Origin of the sequence: Colwellia psychrerythraea (genome assembly GCF_000764185.1) — a bacterium.
Taxonomy (GTDB): domain Bacteria; phylum Pseudomonadota; class Gammaproteobacteria; order Enterobacterales; family Alteromonadaceae; genus Colwellia; species Colwellia psychrerythraea_B.
The window spans coordinates 95,749-117,806 of the sequence record NZ_JQEC01000039.1; the positions used below are offsets into that span (position 1 = coordinate 95,749).

19 protein-coding genes are annotated in these 22,058 nt (G+C 37.7%); 7 read left to right on the forward strand and 12 right to left on the reverse strand.

Annotation, left to right across the window (positions count from 1 at the left end):
* Positions 1–12 precede the first annotated feature (12 nt).
* From GAB14E_RS09680 to GAB14E_RS09670, 3 genes are read left to right on the forward strand one after another with little or no spacing between them, the layout of a single operon-like run.
* Positions 13–3,642, forward strand: coding sequence for a pilus assembly protein (locus GAB14E_RS09680; protein ID WP_197061210.1), 3,630 nt, complete (start codon positions 13–15; stop codon positions 3,640–3,642).
* Between the two features lie 4 nt (positions 3,643–3,646).
* Positions 3,647–4,081: a type IV pilin protein gene (locus GAB14E_RS09675; RefSeq protein ID WP_052093744.1), complete on the forward strand. Its 435-nt coding sequence runs from the start codon at positions 3,647–3,649 to the stop codon at positions 4,079–4,081.
* A 1-nt stretch (position 4,082) separates the two neighbouring features.
* Positions 4,083–4,427 (forward strand): TapY2 family type IVa secretion system protein, encoded by a 345-nt coding sequence (locus GAB14E_RS09670; protein WP_033082737.1) that lies wholly within the window; start codon positions 4,083–4,085, stop codon positions 4,425–4,427.
* An 89-nt stretch (positions 4,428–4,516) separates the two neighbouring features.
* Here GAB14E_RS09670 and GAB14E_RS09665 read toward each other — a convergent pair whose 3' ends face one another.
* The 9 genes from GAB14E_RS09665 to GAB14E_RS09625 form a co-directional block, all read right to left on the reverse strand.
* On the reverse strand, positions 4,517–5,131 hold the full coding sequence (locus GAB14E_RS09665) for a GspH/FimT family pseudopilin (protein WP_052093745.1): 615 nt from the start codon (positions 5,129–5,131) through the stop codon (positions 4,517–4,519).
* 114 nt (positions 5,132–5,245) lie between these two features.
* Positions 5,246–6,421: a prephenate dehydratase gene (gene pheA / locus GAB14E_RS09660; RefSeq protein WP_033082738.1), complete on the reverse strand. Its 1,176-nt coding sequence runs from the start codon at positions 6,419–6,421 to the stop codon at positions 5,246–5,248.
* Positions 6,422–6,531: 110 nt separating this feature from the next.
* Positions 6,532–6,918, reverse strand: a complete 387-nt coding sequence (locus GAB14E_RS09655) for an MAPEG family protein (RefSeq protein ID WP_033082739.1) — start codon at positions 6,916–6,918, stop codon at positions 6,532–6,534.
* Between the two features lie 61 nt (positions 6,919–6,979).
* Entirely contained in the window at positions 6,980–9,406 is a 2,427-nt protein-coding gene (locus tag GAB14E_RS09650; protein ID WP_033082740.1) for a penicillin acylase family protein, read from the reverse strand.
* Between the two features lie 261 nt (positions 9,407–9,667).
* Entirely contained in the window at positions 9,668–10,117 is a 450-nt protein-coding gene (locus GAB14E_RS09645) for a hypothetical protein (RefSeq protein WP_033082741.1), read from the reverse strand.
* Positions 10,118–10,596: 479 nt separating this feature from the next.
* On the reverse strand, positions 10,597–12,765 hold the full coding sequence (locus tag GAB14E_RS09640) for a malate synthase G (RefSeq protein WP_033082742.1): 2,169 nt from the start codon (positions 12,763–12,765) through the stop codon (positions 10,597–10,599).
* A 348-nt stretch (positions 12,766–13,113) separates the two neighbouring features.
* Positions 13,114–13,836 carry an LrgB family protein gene (locus GAB14E_RS09635; RefSeq protein WP_033082743.1) on the reverse strand — a complete coding sequence of 241 codons (723 nt, stop codon included), beginning with the start codon at positions 13,834–13,836 and terminating at the stop codon, positions 13,114–13,116.
* Positions 13,833–14,216 (reverse strand): CidA/LrgA family protein, encoded by a 384-nt coding sequence (locus GAB14E_RS09630; protein WP_052093746.1) that lies wholly within the window; start codon positions 14,214–14,216, stop codon positions 13,833–13,835. Before GAB14E_RS09630 ends, GAB14E_RS09635 begins: the two co-directional genes overlap by 4 nt.
* 6 nt (positions 14,217–14,222) lie before the next feature.
* A complete protein-coding gene (locus tag GAB14E_RS09625) occupies positions 14,223–15,170 on the reverse strand; it encodes a LysR family transcriptional regulator (RefSeq protein ID WP_033082744.1) in 948 nt (315 codons plus the stop codon).
* A gap of 329 nt (positions 15,171–15,499) precedes the next feature.
* On the opposite strand from GAB14E_RS09625, the gene GAB14E_RS09620 reads away from it, so the two are divergent.
* A complete protein-coding gene (locus GAB14E_RS09620; RefSeq protein ID WP_033082745.1) occupies positions 15,500–17,083 on the forward strand; it encodes an isocitrate lyase in 1,584 nt (527 codons plus the stop codon).
* Between the two features lie 433 nt (positions 17,084–17,516).
* On the opposite strand, the gene GAB14E_RS09615 is transcribed toward GAB14E_RS09620, so the two are convergent.
* Positions 17,517–18,320: a DUF481 domain-containing protein gene (locus GAB14E_RS09615; RefSeq protein ID WP_033082746.1), complete on the reverse strand. Its 804-nt coding sequence runs from the start codon at positions 18,318–18,320 to the stop codon at positions 17,517–17,519.
* A 227-nt stretch (positions 18,321–18,547) separates the two neighbouring features.
* A complete protein-coding gene (locus tag GAB14E_RS09610; RefSeq protein WP_033082747.1) occupies positions 18,548–18,853 on the reverse strand; it encodes an ArsR/SmtB family transcription factor in 306 nt (101 codons plus the stop codon).
* Between the two features lie 205 nt (positions 18,854–19,058).
* On the opposite strand from GAB14E_RS09610, the gene GAB14E_RS09605 reads away from it, so the two are divergent.
* The 3 genes from GAB14E_RS09605 to GAB14E_RS09595 all read left to right on the forward strand — a co-directional run bounded on the left by GAB14E_RS09605 (position 19,059) and on the right by GAB14E_RS09595 (position 20,430).
* The gene (locus tag GAB14E_RS09605; protein ID WP_033082748.1) at positions 19,059–19,250 is read left to right on the forward strand and encodes a YgaP family membrane protein; all 192 of its coding nucleotides are present in this window, start codon (positions 19,059–19,061) and stop codon (positions 19,248–19,250) included.
* Positions 19,251–19,345: 95 nt separating this feature from the next.
* Positions 19,346–19,693 carry a rhodanese-like domain-containing protein gene (locus GAB14E_RS09600; RefSeq protein WP_033082749.1) on the forward strand — a complete coding sequence of 116 codons (348 nt, stop codon included), beginning with the start codon at positions 19,346–19,348 and terminating at the stop codon, positions 19,691–19,693.
* 77 nt (positions 19,694–19,770) lie between these two features.
* Positions 19,771–20,430 (forward strand): DsbA family oxidoreductase, encoded by a 660-nt coding sequence (locus tag GAB14E_RS09595; protein ID WP_033082750.1) that lies wholly within the window; start codon positions 19,771–19,773, stop codon positions 20,428–20,430.
* Between the two features lie 72 nt (positions 20,431–20,502).
* Here GAB14E_RS09595 and lysA read toward each other — a convergent pair whose 3' ends face one another.
* The gene (lysA, locus tag GAB14E_RS09590; RefSeq protein WP_033082751.1) at positions 20,503–21,765 is read right to left on the reverse strand and encodes a diaminopimelate decarboxylase; all 1,263 of its coding nucleotides are present in this window, start codon (positions 21,763–21,765) and stop codon (positions 20,503–20,505) included.
* Positions 21,766–22,058: the final 293 nt, after the last annotated feature.

Here is a 22,058-nt window from a genome sequence, read left to right on the forward strand (position 1 = left end):
GGAGTAGTCAAAATGAACTTGTCAAAGGAAAGAAATACAGTGACAAAGGTAGTTAAAAGAAGATATAAAACATTCGTTAGCTGTATCACTACAGTATCATTATTATTAGTCTCTACTTCTGGCTTTAGCGAAGATATTGAACTTTATATAAGTGATACCATAAAGAAAACAGAAAACCGTCCAAAAGTCCTTATCATTTTCGATAACTCAGGCAGTATGTCCAATAATGGCGATTACTTCAAAAAAAAATATGATCCCAGTTTTACATATGACGCACTTCCGGGGTTATCTAAGAAGTCAGGAAAACGAATTTATTTTTCCAAAGGCGATTCATCTGTAAGCAGTGTGCCTATTCCTGATAGCCCTACAGAAACTCGCTTATTTTTAAAAAAACTTAATGGTTGTCAAATCGCACGCGATAGTCTTGATAAATATGGTTTATACACAGGAAGAGTGCGTGAATATACTTTCCAAGGTAACTCCGGAAGTTGGACAGAAATTCCCGAGAAGACAGGGGAGAATATTAAAGTTATCGATTGTGAAGATGACGTCGATGCATTAAACGCTAATAATAAAAAGATGATTAATAGTGTAGGAAGTGCACAAAGCATTCCTGATGGTTTTCCTATTGATGGTGAGGGCTCTCAAGCCGCTCCTCAACCTCACACGCCTAACGCTACTAACTCTAATGTTACTTGGTCAGGGCAATTCGTTACACTTTATACCGATAATTATCTTAGATGGAGTCAAAGCACTAAAGAGGTTATTGGTACAAAATATAAGTCTCGATTAGAAGTCGCTAAAGAGAGTGTTACCAGCTTGATAAACTCAACCCCTAACGTAGATTTTGGTTTGCAAGTCTTTAACGGTAATAGCGGCAGTGATAATGATAATGGCGGGCGTATTGTACATGGTATTCAAGAGTCGACCTTAGATTCACGGACTAAGTTGCTTGGGATAATTGATAATTTATTAGGCAACACTTGGACACCTTTGTGCGAAACGTTGTACGAAGCAACTCAGTACTTTGGCGCTAAACCAGTGTACTATGGCGATGATGATGACTTTGTCCCTAAAAGAGATCCAGACATCGAAAAAAGTGGCTCTTATATAAGCCCTTTTTCTGCATGTTCGGATAGAGTCTATGTAGTACTTATAACTGATGGTTCGCCAACTTATGATATTGATGCCGATGATGAAATATTTAAATTGCCAGCTACAGGACAAGACCCTTTTTTAGTAAGCGACAACTTTTTTGTTAATGGTTATAAAGAGTATGATGCCGAGTGGAGTTACTTAGCAGCACTTGCTGGCTGGATTAATAATAATGATTTAAATCTTAACCTTGATGGTAAGCAGACCGCAGAAACTTACACTATCGGCTTTGGTGAAGACGCTAAGAAAGACGCAGCACCGCTACTTATTGAAACCGCAAAGCGAGGAGGGGGGGAATATTTTTATGCTGAAGATAGTGCTTCGTTAACCACCGCTTTAACAAATGTTCTCGCTAACTTAGAACCAAGTAATGACTCTTTAACATCTGCATCAGTAGCCGCAAATAACTTTGATAAAACAGAGACTCTAGATGCAGTTTATTATGCGATGTTCCAACCTGATAGAGGGCCAAGGTGGCAGGGTAACCTGAAAAAATACAAAGTCTCAGACAGTATTCAAAAAGGCATCAATGGGGTTGCTGCAATAAATGAAGCAACGGGACACTTTTCTGACGACGCACAAAGCTATTGGTCCAGTACTAAAGATGGGAATAGCGTACAAGAAGGTGGTGTTGCTGAAATGTTACGCAATAAGTCTAATCGTATAATTCTCAGTGATTTAGGTGAAAATAATGCTTTGGTAGGGCTGACATACGCAGAAGCAAGCAGTAGCGAAGTGTTTGAAACACAAAGCGAATTAGCGACAGCATTAGACGTTGCGGATGATAAAGTTGCAATTGAAGCTAGTCTTAATTGGATTAATGGCAAAGACGAAGATGATGCCGATGAAGATGGTGATAAAAATGAGAATAGAGAGGATGTTTTTGGTGACCCTCTACACTCGAAGCCTGTCGTAATAAATTACGGTAACGATAATATCTATATCGCTGTTGGTACCAATCATGGGGTACTACATATGTTTAAAGACATTGATAGTACTAATACTATAGAAGAAACCTGGGCATTTATGCCAAAAGATTTCATTTCAAATATTAAAGCATTACGGGAGAACTTTACTTCCGCTGACAAGGTTTATGGTGTCGATGGACTCATAACAGCTCACATCACTGATAAAAATGGTAATGGTATTGTTGATAGCGATGATAAAGTCTGGCTGTTTTATGGTTTTCGTCGAGGTGGGAATACCTATTATGCCATGGATGTTACTGACCCTACCAATCCGTCTGTAATGTGGATCATAAAAGGCGGAGATCTAAATTTTGAAGAGCTAGGACAAACCTGGTCGCAACCAAAAATAGCATATTCACTCTTAAATGTTGTAGGTGGAAAAGCTAAACCCGTACTAATTTTTGGTGGCGGATATGATATTTCAAAAGACTCACACGGTATCGGCGGCGTAAATGGAGAAGATAACCTAGGCAAAGCTATTTATATGCTTGATGCGGAAACGGGAACATTACTATGGAGTTTATCACCTACAGGAGACACTATTTTTACTGGAACCGATAGTATCCCTTCTAGTATAGCAACTCTAGATAGCGATGGAGATGGCTTAACTGATAGATTATATGCAGGTGATACTGGCGGCAATGTTTGGCGTATAGATATGCCTGGTAGTGATACAAGTAAATTTTCAGTCTTTAAACTTGCTAGCTTAGGAAACGCAAACTATGCATTATCTGATAAAACTCTAGCTAGGGACAGGCGTTTCTTTAATGAGCCAGCTATAGTTAGAGCCTTTATAACAGAAACAATAGATTCCGGTCAGAGGGATTCCGACAATAATCCAATAATTGTTCAACAAGACATCCCTTATGATGCTGTGTTACTAGGAAGTGGAGATAGAGCCAACCCTATCGGAACAGATACTAATGATGTGTTTTTTATGATTAAAGATATCAACATTAAAACACAGCAATTTATTGGGGTAGGCACCCCTACTATTCCTGCTATTCCTACGCCTATTACCATAAATAATTTGGCCGATTATACCAATAACCCTTTTGGGGCTTCATTAACTTCGCAAGAAAAAGAGACCTTGTCACTTCAAGTCAGTTTAATGTCTGGCTGGTATATGGATTTAGAAGAAAAAGGGGAGAAAAGTACTTCATCAGCATTAGTGATTAACAATGTTGTCAATTTTACTACTTTTATACCAGCGCCACTAGGTGTTAACTCCCTTAGTTGTGATTTACCTAATGGGCAAGGTTGGTTATATGCTGTTGATTTAGCTTTGGGAGTACATAAGTACAATTGGCAAACAGAAGATCCAGATAGCGACGATAATAGAAAAACGCTTATCAGTGAACAGTTTCTGGGGTCTCCAACGCTAATAGTGACAAAAACACTCAATCCCGAGACTAATATTTTAGAGCCGGATGGTAATATTATAGTCGGTAGGGAAATAATACCCGTAGGATTTCAGTTGCAAACCTTACGAACCTACCTTTATGTAACGGAGAATTAGATTTATGTTTAGTCATCATGAAAATATAAATGGGCTTAATAGGGGGAAGTTGAAGGGGTTTACTCTTATAGAGTTAATGATTACCGTTGCCATTATTGGTATATTAGCCATGGTTGCTTATCCTTCTTATAGTGATTATGTTGTGCGCTCAAATAGAGCTGAAGCACCTCTTGAGTTAGTCCGTTTAGCTAACTTACAAGAACAGTTATTTGTTGATAGTAGGGCTTACACTACAAATATTAGTGTTTTAGGTGTAGGTACTACTGCCGTATATGAAACGCCAAATAGGCATTATTTAATTTCATCAGCTGTTGTGGCCAATAGTTTTACATTAACAGCGACAGCGCAAGGTGCACAGGCTACTAATGATGCTGCTTGTGTAACAATTACAATTACAGATACAGGTAGGAAATTGCCAATTGCCTGTTGGGGAGGATAATATGAAAAACCTGATTATATCAACTTGTTGTGTTTGTTTGTTTGTTTTGTTTTCTGCTCAAGCGGTAGTACCTGGTGAGGATAGCAATGCAAAATCCTCTGAAAAAAATAAAAAAGTAACAGCTAAGTGTCATGTCACTCTTGTTGATGGTACCGAAGCAATTATATTCAGGCTAACTCAACCTAGAAGACTTTCTGAATTAGCTCATAATATGTCAGGGAAAAGAGTCTCAACTCAAAAGTCTCTAGAAAGAATAAAAGTATACCGTTCTTATCAATGTGTATTAGAGGGCGATGAGTTTACAAGTCTGAAAGCTAAGACATTGGATAAGAAGACCCCACGTTAGCGGCTGATGCTCCTTTTTTATTGAAAAGCGATACTCCGTAAAGGGTATCGCTTTTTTACTAATAGAGCCGGGAAAATTTATTATGATTATTAATTACATACAATGTTGTTATTATTTCTATCTTGATCCTTTCCATCGCCATTATTATCGGAGCTTAGGTAAGGTCTGCCTGACAAAGACAAGTCTATACCGCGAGAATAATCAGTAAGTCCTCTAGGACAATAGGTAAATAGACCAATATTATTATTACTGAGTTGGCCACTAGGATTATAAGTTACGCTATTAAAAGCAAACTGGAGTCTATCGCCTGCTTGAATTGCCTCTCGCTCCCTTATTAAGCCATCAATTGATACCACTCCGACCCTACCAGCCCAGTTATTAATATTTTGACAAGTATCATTAGCTTGCAGTGAACATAAACTTGCATTTTGCCCTGAGTTAATAGCAGCATTACGGGTTGTTAGTAATAAACGTTGTAGTTCAGAAACCTCGTTATCAACACGCATCTTGGCAGTAAAGCTGCTTAAACTCGGTATAGCAATTGTCACCGCAATCGCTCCAATAGCAACAGTTATCATAAGCTCAATTAAAGAGAAGCCTATATTTCTTTTTTTTGAAAAAACGTGTTTTTTATAGGTAAGAACTGTGGGTATTGTAGGACAACCATGTTCGGTCTTATTTAGATTTAATGAAATGTAACGCATAATATTTAACCAACTAATACAACTTATTTAATATATATAACACTTTCCTTGAAAACTCGCTAGTACTGCATGCTGTTTAAACCCGGGCATGCAGTACTATTTAGTTATTTATGGCTAAATCTCACTACTCGGTACGCTCGTTGGACTAATATGCTCAATAGGATAGCAACCTAAAACTTTGATGAAATTAGTGTGTGGGGTCATTTCTTGAATTGCTTCTTGCAAGGCAAAACTCTTTAAATTGGATTCTACATCAATATAAAACATCTCTTCCCAAGGTCTTCCCTGAATAGGGCGCGACTCAAGTTTGCACATATTAATGCCTTTTTCTTTAAGTACTAACAAACACTCAACTAAGGCGCCTGCTTTTTGGCCCGTAGCAAGAATTATTGCCGTTTTAGCTGGGATTTGCTCAGCAACATCAACGGCTTTTCTAGCAACTAAAATAAAGCGAGAGTGGTTTTCGGTTTGATTAGCAATTGACTGCTCAAGGGCGTGTAGTTGATATAACTGGCCACCTTCCTCACTACCAATAACGGCAATGGTATCGTCTTGCAACTCTGCAACTTGTGCCATTGCATCTGCTGTACTATCACAATACTCAATACGAATACCGCTTTGCTTATCTAAAAAATTACTACATTGAGCAAAGGGTTGTCCGTGTGCATAAATAGTTTTTATTTTTGTTAAACTGGTATTTACCGCGGTTAATAAACAATGCTCTATAGGCTGAGTAATTTCACCTACTATTGATAAGCTTGTGTGCTGAAGTAAGTCATAGACCTCATTAATACTACCTGAACTGGTATTCTCAATAGGAAGCATGCCGTAATCAACTTGTCCTGATTCAACCTGTTGTAATATATCATAAAAATTTTGACAGCCTGATTCTATGATTTTTTCTGCTCGGCGTGAAAAGTAACGGTGACTTGCAAGGTAACTATATGAGCCTTTATCACCTAAAAAAGCAACACTGACTGTTGGTACTTGAATATCAGGATTCGCTAAACTTTGTAAGTATGCTTGCTGATTTAAGACAGAGTCTTCGATAATTGTTTGAAATACACTGGTAACATAGTGAGCATCTAAACCTAAACTTTTGCCATGTTTGATTAAGCGTATTAAAAGCTCTTGCTCACGCTGTTGATCTCTAATCGGGCGAATTTGTTGTACTTTACTCTTGGCTACATTCAGTGTTAATGCACGGCGTTTTGCAAACAAGGCTAATAAATCCTGATCTAAAAGCGTTATTTCTTGGCGTATTTCATTTAAATCTAACTTATCGCTCACTTGTTTACCTTTTTAATGTTGATTGTCTGATACTTTGAGTAGTTACTCTAGCTAGCTTAACCAAATAGTGTCAACTACTTCTTTAGACATTTTTTGTTAATAGATACCTTTTAGGGCATGCATTGAAAGACTATGGCAAAGCTACAGAAAGTGGCAATTGCCCATATTACTGATCTCAATAAGCCCATATTTAATAGATATAAAATATTATATAGCACTCTTGAAACAACATGAACGACAGCTAAAACTAATATTGACTGCTGAGTATTTCCCGTGGCGAGTGCTAAAATAACGGCCGGTGCAAAAAGGATTACTGACTCAAAAGCATTTTGATGTGCTGCCAGAGCACGAGCGCCAAAACCTGTTAGCTTACTTTGCTGTTCTCTCGGATGATAATTATTGTAGCCACCCAGTTTAGCCATAGAAAAAGCTACAGGTGCTTTTGCTAAAAGTGGTAAAAGTAATGCTGAAAATAAGCAAAGAATTAATATAGTCATAGTTTATCTCGTAAAATTTCTTGTATCTCTGTGTTGATATTGAAGCTGTATTAAGTGCAGTTTAATAACTTAGCAATGTCAGCTTATAGGCTGTTTTTCCGGGTAGAAATGGTGAAGCTATACCTTCTTCCCAGTCACTATGTCCTTTGCCATAGTAAGGGCTCCAGGGATGCCCAGATTGACTGGTTGGCATATGAAAGAGCCCCTCACTTTCAAAACCTGGTGAAATTACCATGCGCTCGGAGGCGCCAAAGGTTTTGCCTTGTACTCTTGGCATATAGCTGTCACCGGGTAATGCTTTATTAGGCATATCTAGCCAATAGTTTAATAGCGGCAGGGCACTACTCAGTGGGTGTTTTATCGCTGAGTTATTTTGCTGCCCCCAAGTTGCCGCTTCTAATGCTTGGTTATCTGTCATATCTGCAAGTGTTAAGTCCAGAGCCTTAGTAAATACATCTTGCCAACTGGCCTCACCTAACATCATGAAGTTTTCTGGTTGCTCATTAATTAAATGCCATAAAGGCACTTCAATTTGATTGCGAATACTTTTGAAATTAAAAGTTGTATCAATGTTTGTTAAACTATTATTCAACTCGAAAAAAACACTATTTCTCAAATTTATACGAAAGTTACGAATCAAGCGATAACTAACCGAGTCAATACTTGCTCTTAAGGCTTCAGCTTTTTCTAACAAACTCTTAACCTGTTTAAAGTTTGTATGTTGTGCGAGTACTTGTTCAGTTAACACTGATTTTAGAATGAACTCTTGCCACCGTTGTAAAAACACGGCTTCATCATCTAAGCCTATTTTCAGTAAGCTTTGTTCGTCAAATTTTTCCAGATTGAATAAATTATCTCTAATTTGTTTAGACCTAGCACCAAGGGCGTAACCACCATTGCCAAGCTTTTCCAACATCTCGCCACCTACTACCCGAGAATTGGCTGTCCATAACCTTTGATTTTCGGGATTTTTAATCTGGGGATATTGCTCGGGAGTTAAGTAGCCTTGCCAGCCATTTTTACCTGAACTCCATGATGAAGGTGTTTCTCCTATCATGCCTTTTTTATGTGGAATTGGTCCCATAATAGTCCAGCCAATATCACCGCTTTTATCCACAACCAACATATTTTGAGAGGGAATTCCTGAACGTGCGGCTATGTTAAAAGCTTGGTCAACAGTTGTTGCTCGCTCTAGTTCAGTTGCCACTAAATTCACTGCCTCTTTGTCATGGGCAACCCAGCGATAAGCGAGTAAATCACCTTGATGGTTTTTACCAATAACGGGTCCCCAGATCGTTTCTCTTACGGTGATTTCTTGTGCTTTTTGCCCTTTAACTGCTATTACTTGTTTATGAAAAGTAAAATCTAAATAGCCGGTTGGCGACAAGTATTGGTTATCGTCAGCATTACTTGTTAGGGCAATAACATCGCTGTAATCACCATAACTGTTGGTAAAACCCCAGGCAATATTGCCATTACTACCAATAACCATATTAGGGGTTCCTGGTAAAGTAGCACCCGTTACTTTAATTTGCTTAGCAATAGCGTTTGAACTATTAGCTATTTCATTTGGGTATTCAAAAGAAGCGCGAAACCAAGTATTAGGCACACGAAGTCCAAGGTGCATATCATTAGCTAATATTGCACTTCCTGTTGCGCTTAACGCGCCTGAAATCGCCCAACTGTTAGAGCCAGGTAGATGATCTCCTTGGTATTTATCTTCCTTATTACTGGCTAGTTCACTGGTTGTTCTATTTTCAATGTTAAAACTTGAAGCAGAGGGCCAAACACCTTTTGGCATAGATGCTTGGGGTAACCGACTACCATCAATTGCGGCATCCCAAATACTACCTTTGGGATCTAAAAAAGCGTAGACATCACCGGATAAAACAGCTTTCATTAAACCGAGAGTGCGCTCGCGCCTACCATCATGATACTGAAGGTCAATGTACATACTAAAAATAGTGAGGATTGAGTCTTCTTCGCTCCATTGCACAGGCTCTTGTTGAAGTAATAAGTACTCAAACGGTGAAGAGTTTAGGTATTTTAGTCCTTGATTGACACCTCGTGTATAGGCTTTAACTAAATTAAGTTGTTCTTGAGGTAACTGAGCAATTATTGCTCTTGCTCGATCGCGAAAGCGATGCCTACGAATTGACTTGTCATAATCAAGTGCAACAGCGCCAAAAAGGCTTGCCAATTCACCTGCAGAATTTCGTCTTAATAGATCCATTTGAAAAAAGCGTTCTTGAGCATGAACAAAACCCAGCGCTACAGAGATATCAGCTCTATTTTGTGCTTTTATGGTGGCAATTCCCTGCTTATCTCGCTCAATTATTGCCGTGGTTGTTAAACCAAAAACTGTTTTTTTACCATTTAACACAGGTAAGGCGCTATCTACTTTACTGTAAAGCCAAGTTAATGCTGTAGCTAATACCAACAAACTGATAAGCATGATGCCGGCGATTATTGTTTTTATCTTTTTCATGGATTAAGGATACAGCTAAATAAAATTGATAGTGCAGGGTAACGCATAATCTCTTTGGAGAATATTTTTAGTTACGTTTTTAGTCAGACTTTAACTAGGTTTATAGTTAAGTAGGGAATTTAAGCTAAGTTGGTAGGCAATAATTATAACTTAGGGGGGATATGTTTTTATTAAAGAAAACTCTTCTTCCTTGCGGGAAGAAGTAATCTAAAGCTACCATTGAGCAATAATGAGTTAAGTTTAAAACTACTCGAATCAGCTTTAACTAAAGTTGATAGAGCCATTACATTTTTCTTTCAATATATCACCTTCTGGTGATAGCTCTTGCTGTTCGCTAACCTTTACTTTAACGGGGGAGCTGAAATATGACATAAATTGATTTAGCTTGTCACTAACGGTCATAGCACTACTAAAAAATTCATTGGTATGTTTAGCAACATTTATGGCTAAGTTTGCGTTTCTAGCTGTCAAAATAGAGCGGCTTGATAGAATTAAACCAGAAGAGAAGTTGTTACTGTATTGCACAGGTAGCTTAGTTGGTACTTTTCCTATTGCTCTAATTATATTGTAATTGTTGTGTGTAGCAGTAAGCGCATTATTAAGTTGTAAATGTTGGACTTTAACTGAAGGTTTGGCAATGGCAGGCGAAATAGTCATTAATGCGACCAATGTGATAGTAAAACTAATTAACAGTAATTTAATTGATTTCATTGCCTATATCCTTTTAGCTATGCCTGTATTTGGTTAAGTGTGGAGTTGTTTCTACCACCTTGCATTTTTATCTCTTGAGCATGTTTTCTTCTACTCTAAAGTTTACTTAATTGTTACAAATGTTACTTTAAGGTATATCTGAACATTATACTAGCAAGTTGAGATAAGCTGCCTCATTCACAAGATAGATGGTAAAAGCCTCGGACTGAAGTAATGTAAAACGAAATAATTAGCTCTAGAGCAAAGCCATTATCATAGATAGAACTGGTTAAGCTAATAAACATTTCAAATTATTTAAATGAGTAACAACAAATTTAAGCAAGGTGAGTGATTGCTATCACCTAATTTGTATGTTTTTCGTTGTACATAAGGGTAAGAACTGACGCAATTACTTAATTTATAATTGCGTCAGTATTGATTTTTTCAGGGGCAGAGCTGACTGTTGATATGGTAACTACAAAAGCTACTGTAATTATAAATTAGCTTAGCTGATGTTTTTTTTCTAAACGATACTGATGTAATAAAGGCTCGGTATAACCATTCGGCTGTTTAGCGCCTGCAAAGATTAGTGCTGTAGCTGCATTAAAAGCAATACTGTTAGTAAAGTCATCGCTCATTGCTTGATAACTGGTATCACTTACATTTTGCTGATCAACAATAGCGGCCATTTTCTGTAAACTTGCTTGCACTTGTGCTTTGCTACATATGTTATGTATTAACCAGTTGGCAATGTGTTGACTAGAAATACGTAAGGTGGCTCTATCTTCCATTAAGCCAACATTATTGATATCAGGAACTTTAGAGCAACCGATACCGTCATCTATCCAGCGTACCACATAGCCTAAAATTCCTTGGCAATTATTGTCTAACTCATCACTAATTTCCTGCTCACTCCAATTAGTATTTTTAGCCAAAGGAATAGTTAAAATATCATCTATACTGGCTTGCTTACGTTTGCTAAGTTGCTTTTGTAAATCAAATACATTCACCCTGTGGTAATGCAATGCATGCAGTGTAGCTGCGGTAGGAGAGGGGACCCAAGCTGTATTTGCACCAGCTTCAACATGGTTTATCTTGGTTGCCAACATGTTTGACATTTGATCTGGAATTGGCCACATGCCTTTACCTATTTGTGCTTTTTGGCTAAAACCACAAGCCAATCCTACGTCAACATTGTTATTTTCATAGGCACCAATCCAAGGCGTTAATTTAATATCTGCTTTTCTAGCCATAGCACCTGCCATCATTGAGGTGTGTATCTCATCGCCAGTTCGGTCTAAAAATCCGGTGTTGATAAATACCACGCGATCTTTAGCAGCAAAAATGCAGTTCTTTAAATTAACACTGGTACGCCTTTCTTCATCCATAATACCCATTTTGATGGTATTTTTTGGTAATGATAACGCGGTTTCAACACGAGAAAACAGAGTATTAGCAAAAGCTACTTCTTCAGGCCCATGCATTTTGGGCTTAACAATATAAATTGATCCTTCACTACTGTTAGAAAATTCGCTATTACCTTTTAGGTCATGCAAAGCAACCAAGGAGGTAATCATTGCATCGAGTATGCCTTCGGGTATTTCATTACCTAGGTTATCAATGATGGCATTGTTGGTCATCAAATGACCAACATTACGAACGAACATTAAACTACGACCTTTAAGGGTAACAGTATCACCATTAAGTGTTTGTACACTCAGGTTATCATTCATGGTACGGGTGATGGCTTTACCCTTTTTATTAAGTGTTGCCGATAACTTTCCTGTCATCAAACCTAACCAATTTCTATAAGCGAGTACTTTGTCTTCGCCATCAACTGCCGCCACAGAGTCTTCACAATCCATGATGGTTGTTAAAGCCGACTCAAGCATAATATCACTTAAACCCGCAGCATCTTCTTGACCAATGGCGCTGTTATCATTAAACAATAAACTTAAATGCAAACCGTTATGAATTAACATCAATGATTCTGGTTTGTTAATACTACCAGTGAAGCCAATAAAAGCTTCTGGAGCTTTCAATGGGCTTTGTTGGCCGTTAACCAAACTAACTATCAGCTGTTGTTCGGTTAAATGGTAGCTAATAGCGTCGTTATGGCTACCAGATACAAGTGGCAAGGCCTGATCTAAATAATTTTTGGCAAAAGCGACAACCTTCTTACCTCGTATCGGGTTATATGTTTTACCTGACTGTGCGTCATTTTCATCACTTATTGCATCACTGCCATAAAGAGCATCATATAAACTTCCCCATCTCGCGTTCACCGCGTTTAAGGCAAAGCGTGCATTCATAATAGGTACAACAAGTTGCGGGCCAGCCATTAGTGCTAATTCATTATCAACATTACAGGTATTAATACTAAAATCGTCTACTTGCGGTACTAGATAATTAATATCAGTTAAGAATTTTTTATAGTGAGAAAAATCAAGCGGTTTATTATTTTGATGATAGTTATCAATACTGGCTTGTAGAGTATCTCGTTTTAATAAAAGTTTTTTGTTTTCAGGGCCCAGCTCACTAATGATATTAGAAAATGTTTGCCAAAAATGCGTTGAACTAATAGCGGTACCTGGTAATGCTTCATACTCAATAAAATCAAAAAGACATTGGCTTATTGTTAAATTCTCTTTTGTTACTGTCGTTGACATTGTTACTTCACCTTATTTTCAATACTTGCTATTAAACCGCCAAGAATGTTTGTATAAAAGTTTCTATTTCTAGTATCACTTTAATAATTGTTTGCCAATTATAGGTGTAGAAATAACTATTAGTGATAATCCTATGGCTTATTATCACTGCTGGCAATAGTACTTTGAGGCTATTATTTTCTATAGGAAAATAATATCTTTAGATGTGTTTGTGCTAAGTAATTGTTAAGTAATGTATAATTATTGCTTTTTATAGAGGTATTTAATGGCGATTGATATTATTGTACTTTATGATAAACACCATTCATATTGTGAATGGTGCTTGGAAAGCGGACAGTTAAATAAATTTTAACTAAATAATTGCTGTAATAATGGGATTAACCATGGGCTTATCAGTGCAGTGAGTAATGCCGATAAAATGAGTGAAACTGAACTGTATGCACCATGCTCAGCACTGACTCTAACCATAATTGCGGTACCAATAACGTGACTCGCACTTCCTATCGCTAAACCTTGAGCTTTGGCTGATTTTACCCCGATGAACTCAAGCCAAGCAGGTCCTAGCAAACCACCAAATAGACCGGCAACCATTATCGCAAATGCTGTAATAGAGCTATCACCAGATAATTGCTCTGTTAACGTAATACCAATGGGGGTGGTTACAGACTTAAGTGATAAAGCTATAGCTATTTCGGGCGCTTTAATCAATATCATTGCCATAATAAAGCTAACGCTAATTACCGCAGCAATGCCTAAAGCTAAAATAGACATAATCTCTCGCCAATGAAACTTTATTTGCCTGAGCTGTTGATAAAGTGGGAAGCCCAGTGCAACAATTGCAGGCTCTAACAATAGATTTAGCAATTGCGTGGTTTTACTGTACTCCTGATAATCAATATCTACCAAGAGTAGTAAAGGTACTAATATGGTGATGGTTATCAACATTGGGTTTAGCCATATTGACTGCCACTTTTGTTGGAGTCTAGCCGATAATTGATAGGTTGCCACCGTGATCATTGTGATGATAAAACTTGCTAAAATAGGGGAGTTAATAAGGAAGCTGTTAATCATAATTTCGCCTGATCAGATAAGCTTTCATCAGCTGGTATAGATCTAATTAAAAAACGCTCACTGAGGAAGCCTATGACAGTCAGTAAGATAAAAGTCGAGCTGAAAATGATAAAAATTAAAGCTATACCGTGGTTTTGAATTAATTGGAAGTGATTGATTATGCCAACGCCGGCGGGAACAAAACAAACACCCATATGTCTAACAAGCCACTGATTAGTTGTTGACACCTTTTTTGCACTAAACCAATTTAATTGTAAAAAAATAGCATAAATAACCATACCGTATAAGCTCGCAGGTAAACCCGCCAACAAATGATTAGCAAGTTTTCCGAGCAGTAAACTTATACTGATGGCAAAAAGGGTGTAAAGCACATTTTTCATGGTTAGTTAACTATTCTCCTGGCATTTTATTGCAGCAGCAATAACTAATTGCCTGAACCAAATATGGCTAGCATCATGGTGAAGTAAAGGGCTCCAGATCATTTTTAATTCTATATCAGGAATGTCAAATGGAGGCTTTACAATAGTATAATTACTGTCATTCTTGTGCAAAAGAGCTGCTTTTGTCGGTAAAGTGGCAATTAAGTTATCTTCATAAGCTAGTTGCATAGCAACGTGATAATTACGAGTGAAAACCTTTATGTCACGTTTCTTGCCTAATCGAGCAAGCGCTTCATCAACCCAACCTAGTTTTTGAACATCTTTGGGGTCCATACCCACACCCACACCAAAGCCTGTTTTTGAAACCCATACATGTTTGGCGCCTAAATAAGCATTTAAATTAAACTTACTAACTAAAGGACTATCTGCACTTAATAAACAAGAAAAAGAGTCACGCCAAATGGCTTTTTGATGGAAAGATTGTGGTAATTCATCAAAGCGGTTAATCGCCATATCAATCTTACCCGCTTCAACGTCATGAAAGGTTACATCACTGGGGGTCATAATATCGAGCGTAATATTAGGAGCAACTTCGTTTAATGCTTTTAATAGAGTAGGGATCAGTGTTGATGCTGCGTAATCACTGGCCATGATTCTAAAAACACGTTGACTGTTAAATTCGTTAAACTCTTCTTCCCCTTGTAAAGCCTCTTCTAATTCAAGCAAAATTTTACGAATACTTGGTGCTAACGATCGAGCTCGTTCTGTGGGAACCATGCCATCAGAAGTACGTACCAAAATAGGGTCGTTAAATAATGTTCTGAGTCGTTTTAAGCCATTGCTCATTGCTGGTTGAGTAATGTTAAGTTGGCTTGCTGCCCGAGTAACATTTTTCTCACGCAATAATACATCTAAATAAATAAGTAAATTTAAATCAATTTTAGAAATATTCATGTCGTTAATGGCTCTCTCAATAAATATAAGTCAGGTAGATATAAGCTAAATGTAGGGCTAATTCAATGAGTTTTTACCATTTAACTGATAAAACTGGTCGATAAGTGCCATAAATATGTTTGTACATTCATACTGTGAATGCTAGTTATTGTGATTATATATTTTAAAAATACCCTAGCCATGAGTTATTGTTTTTGTAGTCCGGTATGAAAGCTTACTTTTTGACATTCATTCTATGTATACGAACATCAGGGTGAGACGTTAACAGTCAATACTAATAACTATTTATAACGATAACTTTATCTACAACAAGACTTTTGGAGAATGATATGTCTAACTATCAAAGTGCAATAGAAGCGGTTAAAGCAATTAAAGAACAAGCAGGTAGCTCTTGGGATGCTATTAACCCTGAGTCTATTGCTCGTATGCGAGCACAAAACAAATTCAAAACGGGTTTAGATATTGCTCAATATACGGCAGACATTATGCGCCGCGATATGGATGCTTATGATGCAGATAGTTCTAAATATACTCAGTCTCTAGGTTGCTGGCATGGTTTTGTTGGCCAACAGAAAATGATTTCTATTAAGAAACATTTTGATGGTAAAACAGATCGTCGTTACTTGTACCTTTCAGGTTGGATGGTAGCTGCACTTCGCAGCGAGTTTGGTCCTCTTCCTGATCAATCTATGCATGAAAAAACGTCAGTGGCTTCTTTGGTTGCAGAACTTTACACTTTCCTACGTCAAGCGGATGCACGTGAATTAGGTGGTCTTTTCCGTGAGTTAGACAAAGCAAGTGAAGGCGACAAAGCCGCTATCCAGGAAAAAATTGATAATCACGTTACTCACGTTGTACCTATTATTGCCGATATCGATGCGGGTTTTGGTAATGCAGAAGCGACTTACCTAATGGCTAAACAAATGATTGAAGCGGGTGCTTGTGCGCTTCAAATTGAAAACCAAGTTGCTGATGAAAAGCAATGTGGCCATCAAGATGGGAAAGTAACGGTTCCTCATGCTGATTTTCATTCTAAGATCCGAGCATTGCGTCACGCTTTCCTAGAGCTAGGTATCGACAACGGTATTATCGTTTCTCGTACTGATTCTGAAGGTGCTGGTCTTACTAAAGAAATTGCAGTGGTTAAAGAGCCGGGCGATCAAGGTGATATTTATAACTCATTCTTAGACGTTGAAGAAATTGACGTAGCTGATATGCAAGAAGGCGATGTATGTTTCAACCGTGACGGTAAGTTAGTGCGCCCTAAGCGTCTACCTTCTGGTTTATACCAATTCCGCCAAGGTACGGGTGAAGAGCGTTGTGTCTTTGATAGTATCGAAGCAATTAAAGCCGGTGCTGATCTGCTTTGGATTGAAACGGCGACACCCAACGTTGCTGATATCACGGCAATGATGAATGAGGTACGTAAAGAAATCCCTAATGCGAAACTCGTTTACAATAACAGTCCATCATTTAACTGGACGTTAAACTTCCGACAACAAGCATTTGACGCCATGGTTGCTGAAGGAGCTGATGTATCTAGCTACGTTCGCGCTGATTTGATGAATGTAGATTATGATAATACTGAATTAGCGACTGCAGCTGATGATAAAATTCGTAGCTTCCAAGCTGATACCTCACGTGAAGCGGGTATATTCCATCATTTAATCACGTTGCCTACGTATCACACCACTGCATTATCTGTAGATAACTTAGCGAAAGAGTATTTCGGTGATGCAGCTATGCTAGGTTATGTTGAAGGAGTACAACGTAAAGAAATTCGTCAAGGTATCGCCTGTGTTAAACACCAAAATATGTCAGGCTCTGACATGGGTGATGATCACAAAGAATACTTTGCGGGTGAAAACGCACTTAAAGCAGGTGGCGAAAAAAACACCTCTAACCAGTTTTAGTTAGTTTCGATTAGTTCCCGAACCAACTGATGACAAAACCAGCCGTATGGCTGGTTTTCTATTTATATGGATAATTTTTATTGCCTAAAGCAAGGCAAAGTGATTATAGATAATAAAAAAGGCTGTCTTCATCATTGAAGAACAGCCTTTTGTGTTAATGAGCCTAACTAACCTGAACTCTGGATAAGCAGCACTTGCTCAATATCCCTTTTATCCGATTTTCAGCGTTAAAACGTCGATAAATAACCCGTTATTCATAAACGTTTTGTCTTGATTATCGAATAAATTGAATAAATCGAAACATTGATAGAGTATATCACTACTTAATCTTGTAAGTTTTGTTGCTAATAACCTAAGTTATTGTTTTTACTTAAATATAAAGTACTCATTATCCAGGATTCAGGCTAACTAAGTCAAAGCTGTTAAGCAAAAATTAGAAGCTATAAACTAGCGTCACAGAGGTTTCAGTATTAGTATTTTCAAAACCTTCCTCTACTTCAGTATCGTAATCAACACGAAAAGCGAATTTAAACTGTAATGATTCAATTAGCTTGGTTGTTAGTGAGGTTTCTGATTTGTAGACACTGTTTTTATCAGACTCAAATGCTTGCTTAGCAACAAAGTATTGTTTAAATTCAACAAAATCATTGATTTGTTTAGTATATAACGCTTGCGCTTGTACAATCGCAGCTGTTTCACTACTTTCAAGAATTGCCGCGTCTGTTGCTGTTGCTGGCATAGCGCGAATAACATCGTATTTTACACCAGGACCAATATCTGCGAAAAAGGAGCTAGTTTCAGTTTCCATCCAGTGACGACCCCAACCAAAAGAAGCTGACGTTTGGTATTCAAAACTACTGAACTTATCTTGTTCATAATAAGCACTGCCGTAAAGGTAGTTTTTACCACCTTCTTCTAATGAGTAATTAGACTGACCAAGGATATCCCACTTATTATCAGTGCTCTCAAAAGAATCTTTACCCGTATCTTCGTCTTGAGTTTCAAGCTTTTTAGCAAGGGCATTAAATGCCAATAGATTTAGCCATTGCCCACTTTCATGTTTAATATTTAGAGCTGCTTTGATATCACCACTTTTGGTGTTGCCTGTTTTAAATAAAAAGCCAAGTTCAGCTGATACAGTTAACTCAGGTTTTTCTTCTGCAGTTTCTTCAGCCAGGGCATATTGACCTGATAAAGGCAATAAAAGCAGTGCAGCAATCGCTATTTTAGATTTCATGTTCATCCTTAAAAAATGATTATTAATCGATTAAAATGTAGGGGGATTAAATTTTCCGCGATCCTATCAAATTTTGGCCATTCAGCCAACTTGTAAAGCCTTTGTTAATGCAAATAAGCTCTTAAGTTTTATGTTTTCGAAGTAGATCAGCCAATTAGCCTGCCAAAGTCACCATTATTTACATTTATGCAGATTAAACATCAGGAAAGAAAACTTAACTTAAAGCTTCATTCATCACGACAAAACTTCTCCTGCAAAACCTCTAACAAGTCTGCAATTTTAGGGTTAGCGATACGATAGAATATTGTTTGAGATTGTCGTCTAGTAGTCACTATATCGCTTTCTCTTAATTTTGCTAAGTGCTGAGAAAGTGCTGATTGTGAAAGGTCTATACGCTGGTTTAAATCACCAACGGTGAGTTCACTTTCGCTTAAACAGCAGAGGATCATTAATCGGTAGGGGTTGGAAAGTAGTTTTAAAATCCCAGCGACTTCCAAGGCATTTTCTAACAGTTTCTCTTGTTCGGAATTCATCAGCCGTCCTTGAGTATGGGGCTCTGTAGTCAGAAAATTATTTTATACTTGCTTTGTAAATTAGTAAAGGCTAATGTATGATTTTGAATATTAGAAAATTCTAATGTGTTGGTTTTAATGTACAGGTTTAGGTTTTGACTACAGATTAATAACAGCCAATGGCTATGCTGTAAAAACCTATGCATATGAATTATGAGGAAACAGCATGACCATAAACGAAGCGTTAAGACTTACCGCCGGTATTTTTATTTTATTAACACTCTATTTAGCCGTGAATTATAGTAACGATTGGCTTTGGTTTACTGCTTTCATTGCCACTAATTTAATACTTTCATCTTTCACTAAGCTTTGTTTTATGATGTCAGTGTTTAGGAAGCTGGGCTGCAAAGAGGATTAAAACCCTTTTAAATGTTTGCGTGCAGTTAATCACAGTGAATAACTGAATTTTCTTAGCGTTAACTCGTTTTTACAAACTTTAAAATGAGAATTAATATGTTGAAAACAATACCTGAACTAGTAAAGCAAGCACGTGAATCTTTGCTTGAAATAAGTATTGAAAAAGCCTTATCACTGTCTAAGCAAGAAAATAGTGTCATTATTGATGTACGAGAGCCTAACGAACATGCTCAAAATTCAGCACAGGGTACGATCAATATTCCTCGTGGTTTACTTGAAATGAAAATGTTGCAAATGTACCCCAATGAAAATCAATTTATATATTTACATTGCGCGACAAGCGTACGAGCTATTTTTTCTGCGGAGCAATTAAAGCGAGTAGGTTATCTTAACGTGGCTGTAATTACCTCAAGCTTAGATGATATTTGCAAGGCTTGCAGTTAACGCTTTGAGCTGATTTTAGTGCTAAATACGCAGTGAGAATTACCGGTAATTAGACCAATAATAAATAGGAAAGAACCATGAAAACCCCAGTGGTATTAGATTATTACAGTGATATTTTATGTGTTTGGGCATGGGTCGCACAAAGGCGCATTGAAGAACTTAATGATAAGTTATTGGGTAAAATTGAAGTGCGTTATCATTACCTTGATGTGTTTGGTGATGCTGGTAATAAAATCCCAACACAGTGGGCCGAACGAGGAGGATATTCGGGCTTTGCAAAACATGTCAATGACTCAGCTGAACCTTATCCTGATGCAATGATAAACCCTGATATTTGGCATAAAGTTCGCCCCAAAACTTCGGCTAATGCTCACTTAGTACTTAAAGCTATTGAACTCAGATATAGCAAAGAAAAAAGTATTGAAATGGCATTATTAATTCGCCAAGCGTTTTATATTGATGGACAAGATATTGGCCAATTAAACCTATTGTTTTTCTTACTTGAGGGCGCAGGTATTGATAAAGAACTTATCAAAAAGGCGCTAAATGATGGCAGTGCAATGGCTGCACTAATGGCTGATTACCAACAGGCAAAAGTTTTATCTTTGAAAGGTAGCCCATCTTATATTATTGATAATGGTAGACAGGTACTTTATGGCAATGTAGGTTATCGGGTGCTGTTAGCCAATATTGAAGAGCATTTAAAACAGCCGACGGAAGAAGCTAGTTGGTGTTAAATGCTAAAAAATAGTGTTCGGTTATCAGTCGATGAGCATAACGTGCTCATCGACTGATGGTTTCAGTAAACTTTACAACCAGCTTGGGGTAATATCTTGTTTAATAATGTCTTCATAACTAGGACGTTTTCTTACTATGGCAAACTCATTACCTTTAACCATCACTTCAGGGACTAGCAAGCGGGTATTGTAACTAGACGACATAACCGCGCCATAAGCACCGCTGCTCATAATCGCGATCAAATCCCCTGCATCAGATTGGTGTACTTCTCTGGCTTTAGCAAAAGTATCTCCGGTTTCACATACCGGGCCAACCACGTCATAAGTTTTTAAAACATTACTGCTTTTATCAACGGCAATAATCTGATGATATGCTTCATACATACTTGGTCTGATCAAATCGTTCATACCGGCATCTAGCATTAAAAATTGTCGTTCTTCACCTGTTTTTACAAACACCACACTAGAAACAAGAATACCGGCATTACCTAAAAGCGAGCGACCGGGTTCAATAATTATTTTGCAATTAAGGTGACTCAGTTGTGCTGTTACCATATCGGCGTAGGTCTGTTTACTTGGGATGATTTCATCTAGATAAGTAATACCTAGTCCACCGCCGACATCAACAACACTGATGTCATGGCCGTCAGATCTAAGGTCAATAACTAGCTCAGCAATACGTTTATAGGCTTCTGCAAAAGGTGCCAAGCTGGTTAACTGTGAACCGATATGTACATCAACACCCTGAACTTTGATACCGGGTAATGCAGCGGCTTGTTTATAAGCCAATCGAGCTTTTGAAATGGGTACACCAAACTTGTTTTCTGCGTTGCCAGTAGATATTTTTGCATGGGTTTGCGCACAAACATCAGGATTTATGCGAAAAGCAATCGCAGCCGTTTTATTTAATGATGTAGCTACTTTTGATATTAATGCTAACTCTGGTTCAGACTCAACATTAAATTGCAGAATATCTAAAGATAAGGCATAGCTGATCTCTTCAAGTGTTTTAGCAACACCGGAATAGACAATTTTATTTGCTGGAATTCCAGCAGTAATCGCTCGGCGAATTTCCCCCATAGAGACTACATCTGCACCTGAGCCCAATTTTGCTAAGGTAGCAAGCACAGCTTGATTACTATTCGCTTTAACGGCATAACAAATTAATGCATCTTGAGTGCTAAATGCCCTCTGATAATCTTGATAATTTGTTTCAATGGCAGTACTTGAATAGCAATAAAAAGGCGTTTGTATCTGTTTGGCAATATCGCTAATAGCAATACCTTCAACATACATATGGTTATTTTGGTGCGGGAAGTAGCTAACTGGTGTCATAGAATAATCGTGGGTATTGAGCAAAGATAATATTAATCAATTTATGCTAACTGGCCCCACTATTCAAGGGGCTAAATGTAATAATGGCAAGCTAAAAAGTTATAGCTCATAACTTGAATCGACTAGAACAGGTGCTTTTTTGCTATTTTTAATCGGCCAATAGATGAATCTAATAGGCTTACTATCAAGCAATTGTTTATAGGTGGAAGGTAAACCTTGTATATTTAGCCTCAAACTTAGTTGTTAGTTCAGCCATTAACTCAGTAACCGACTCAGTAATTATTGGCGGTTAC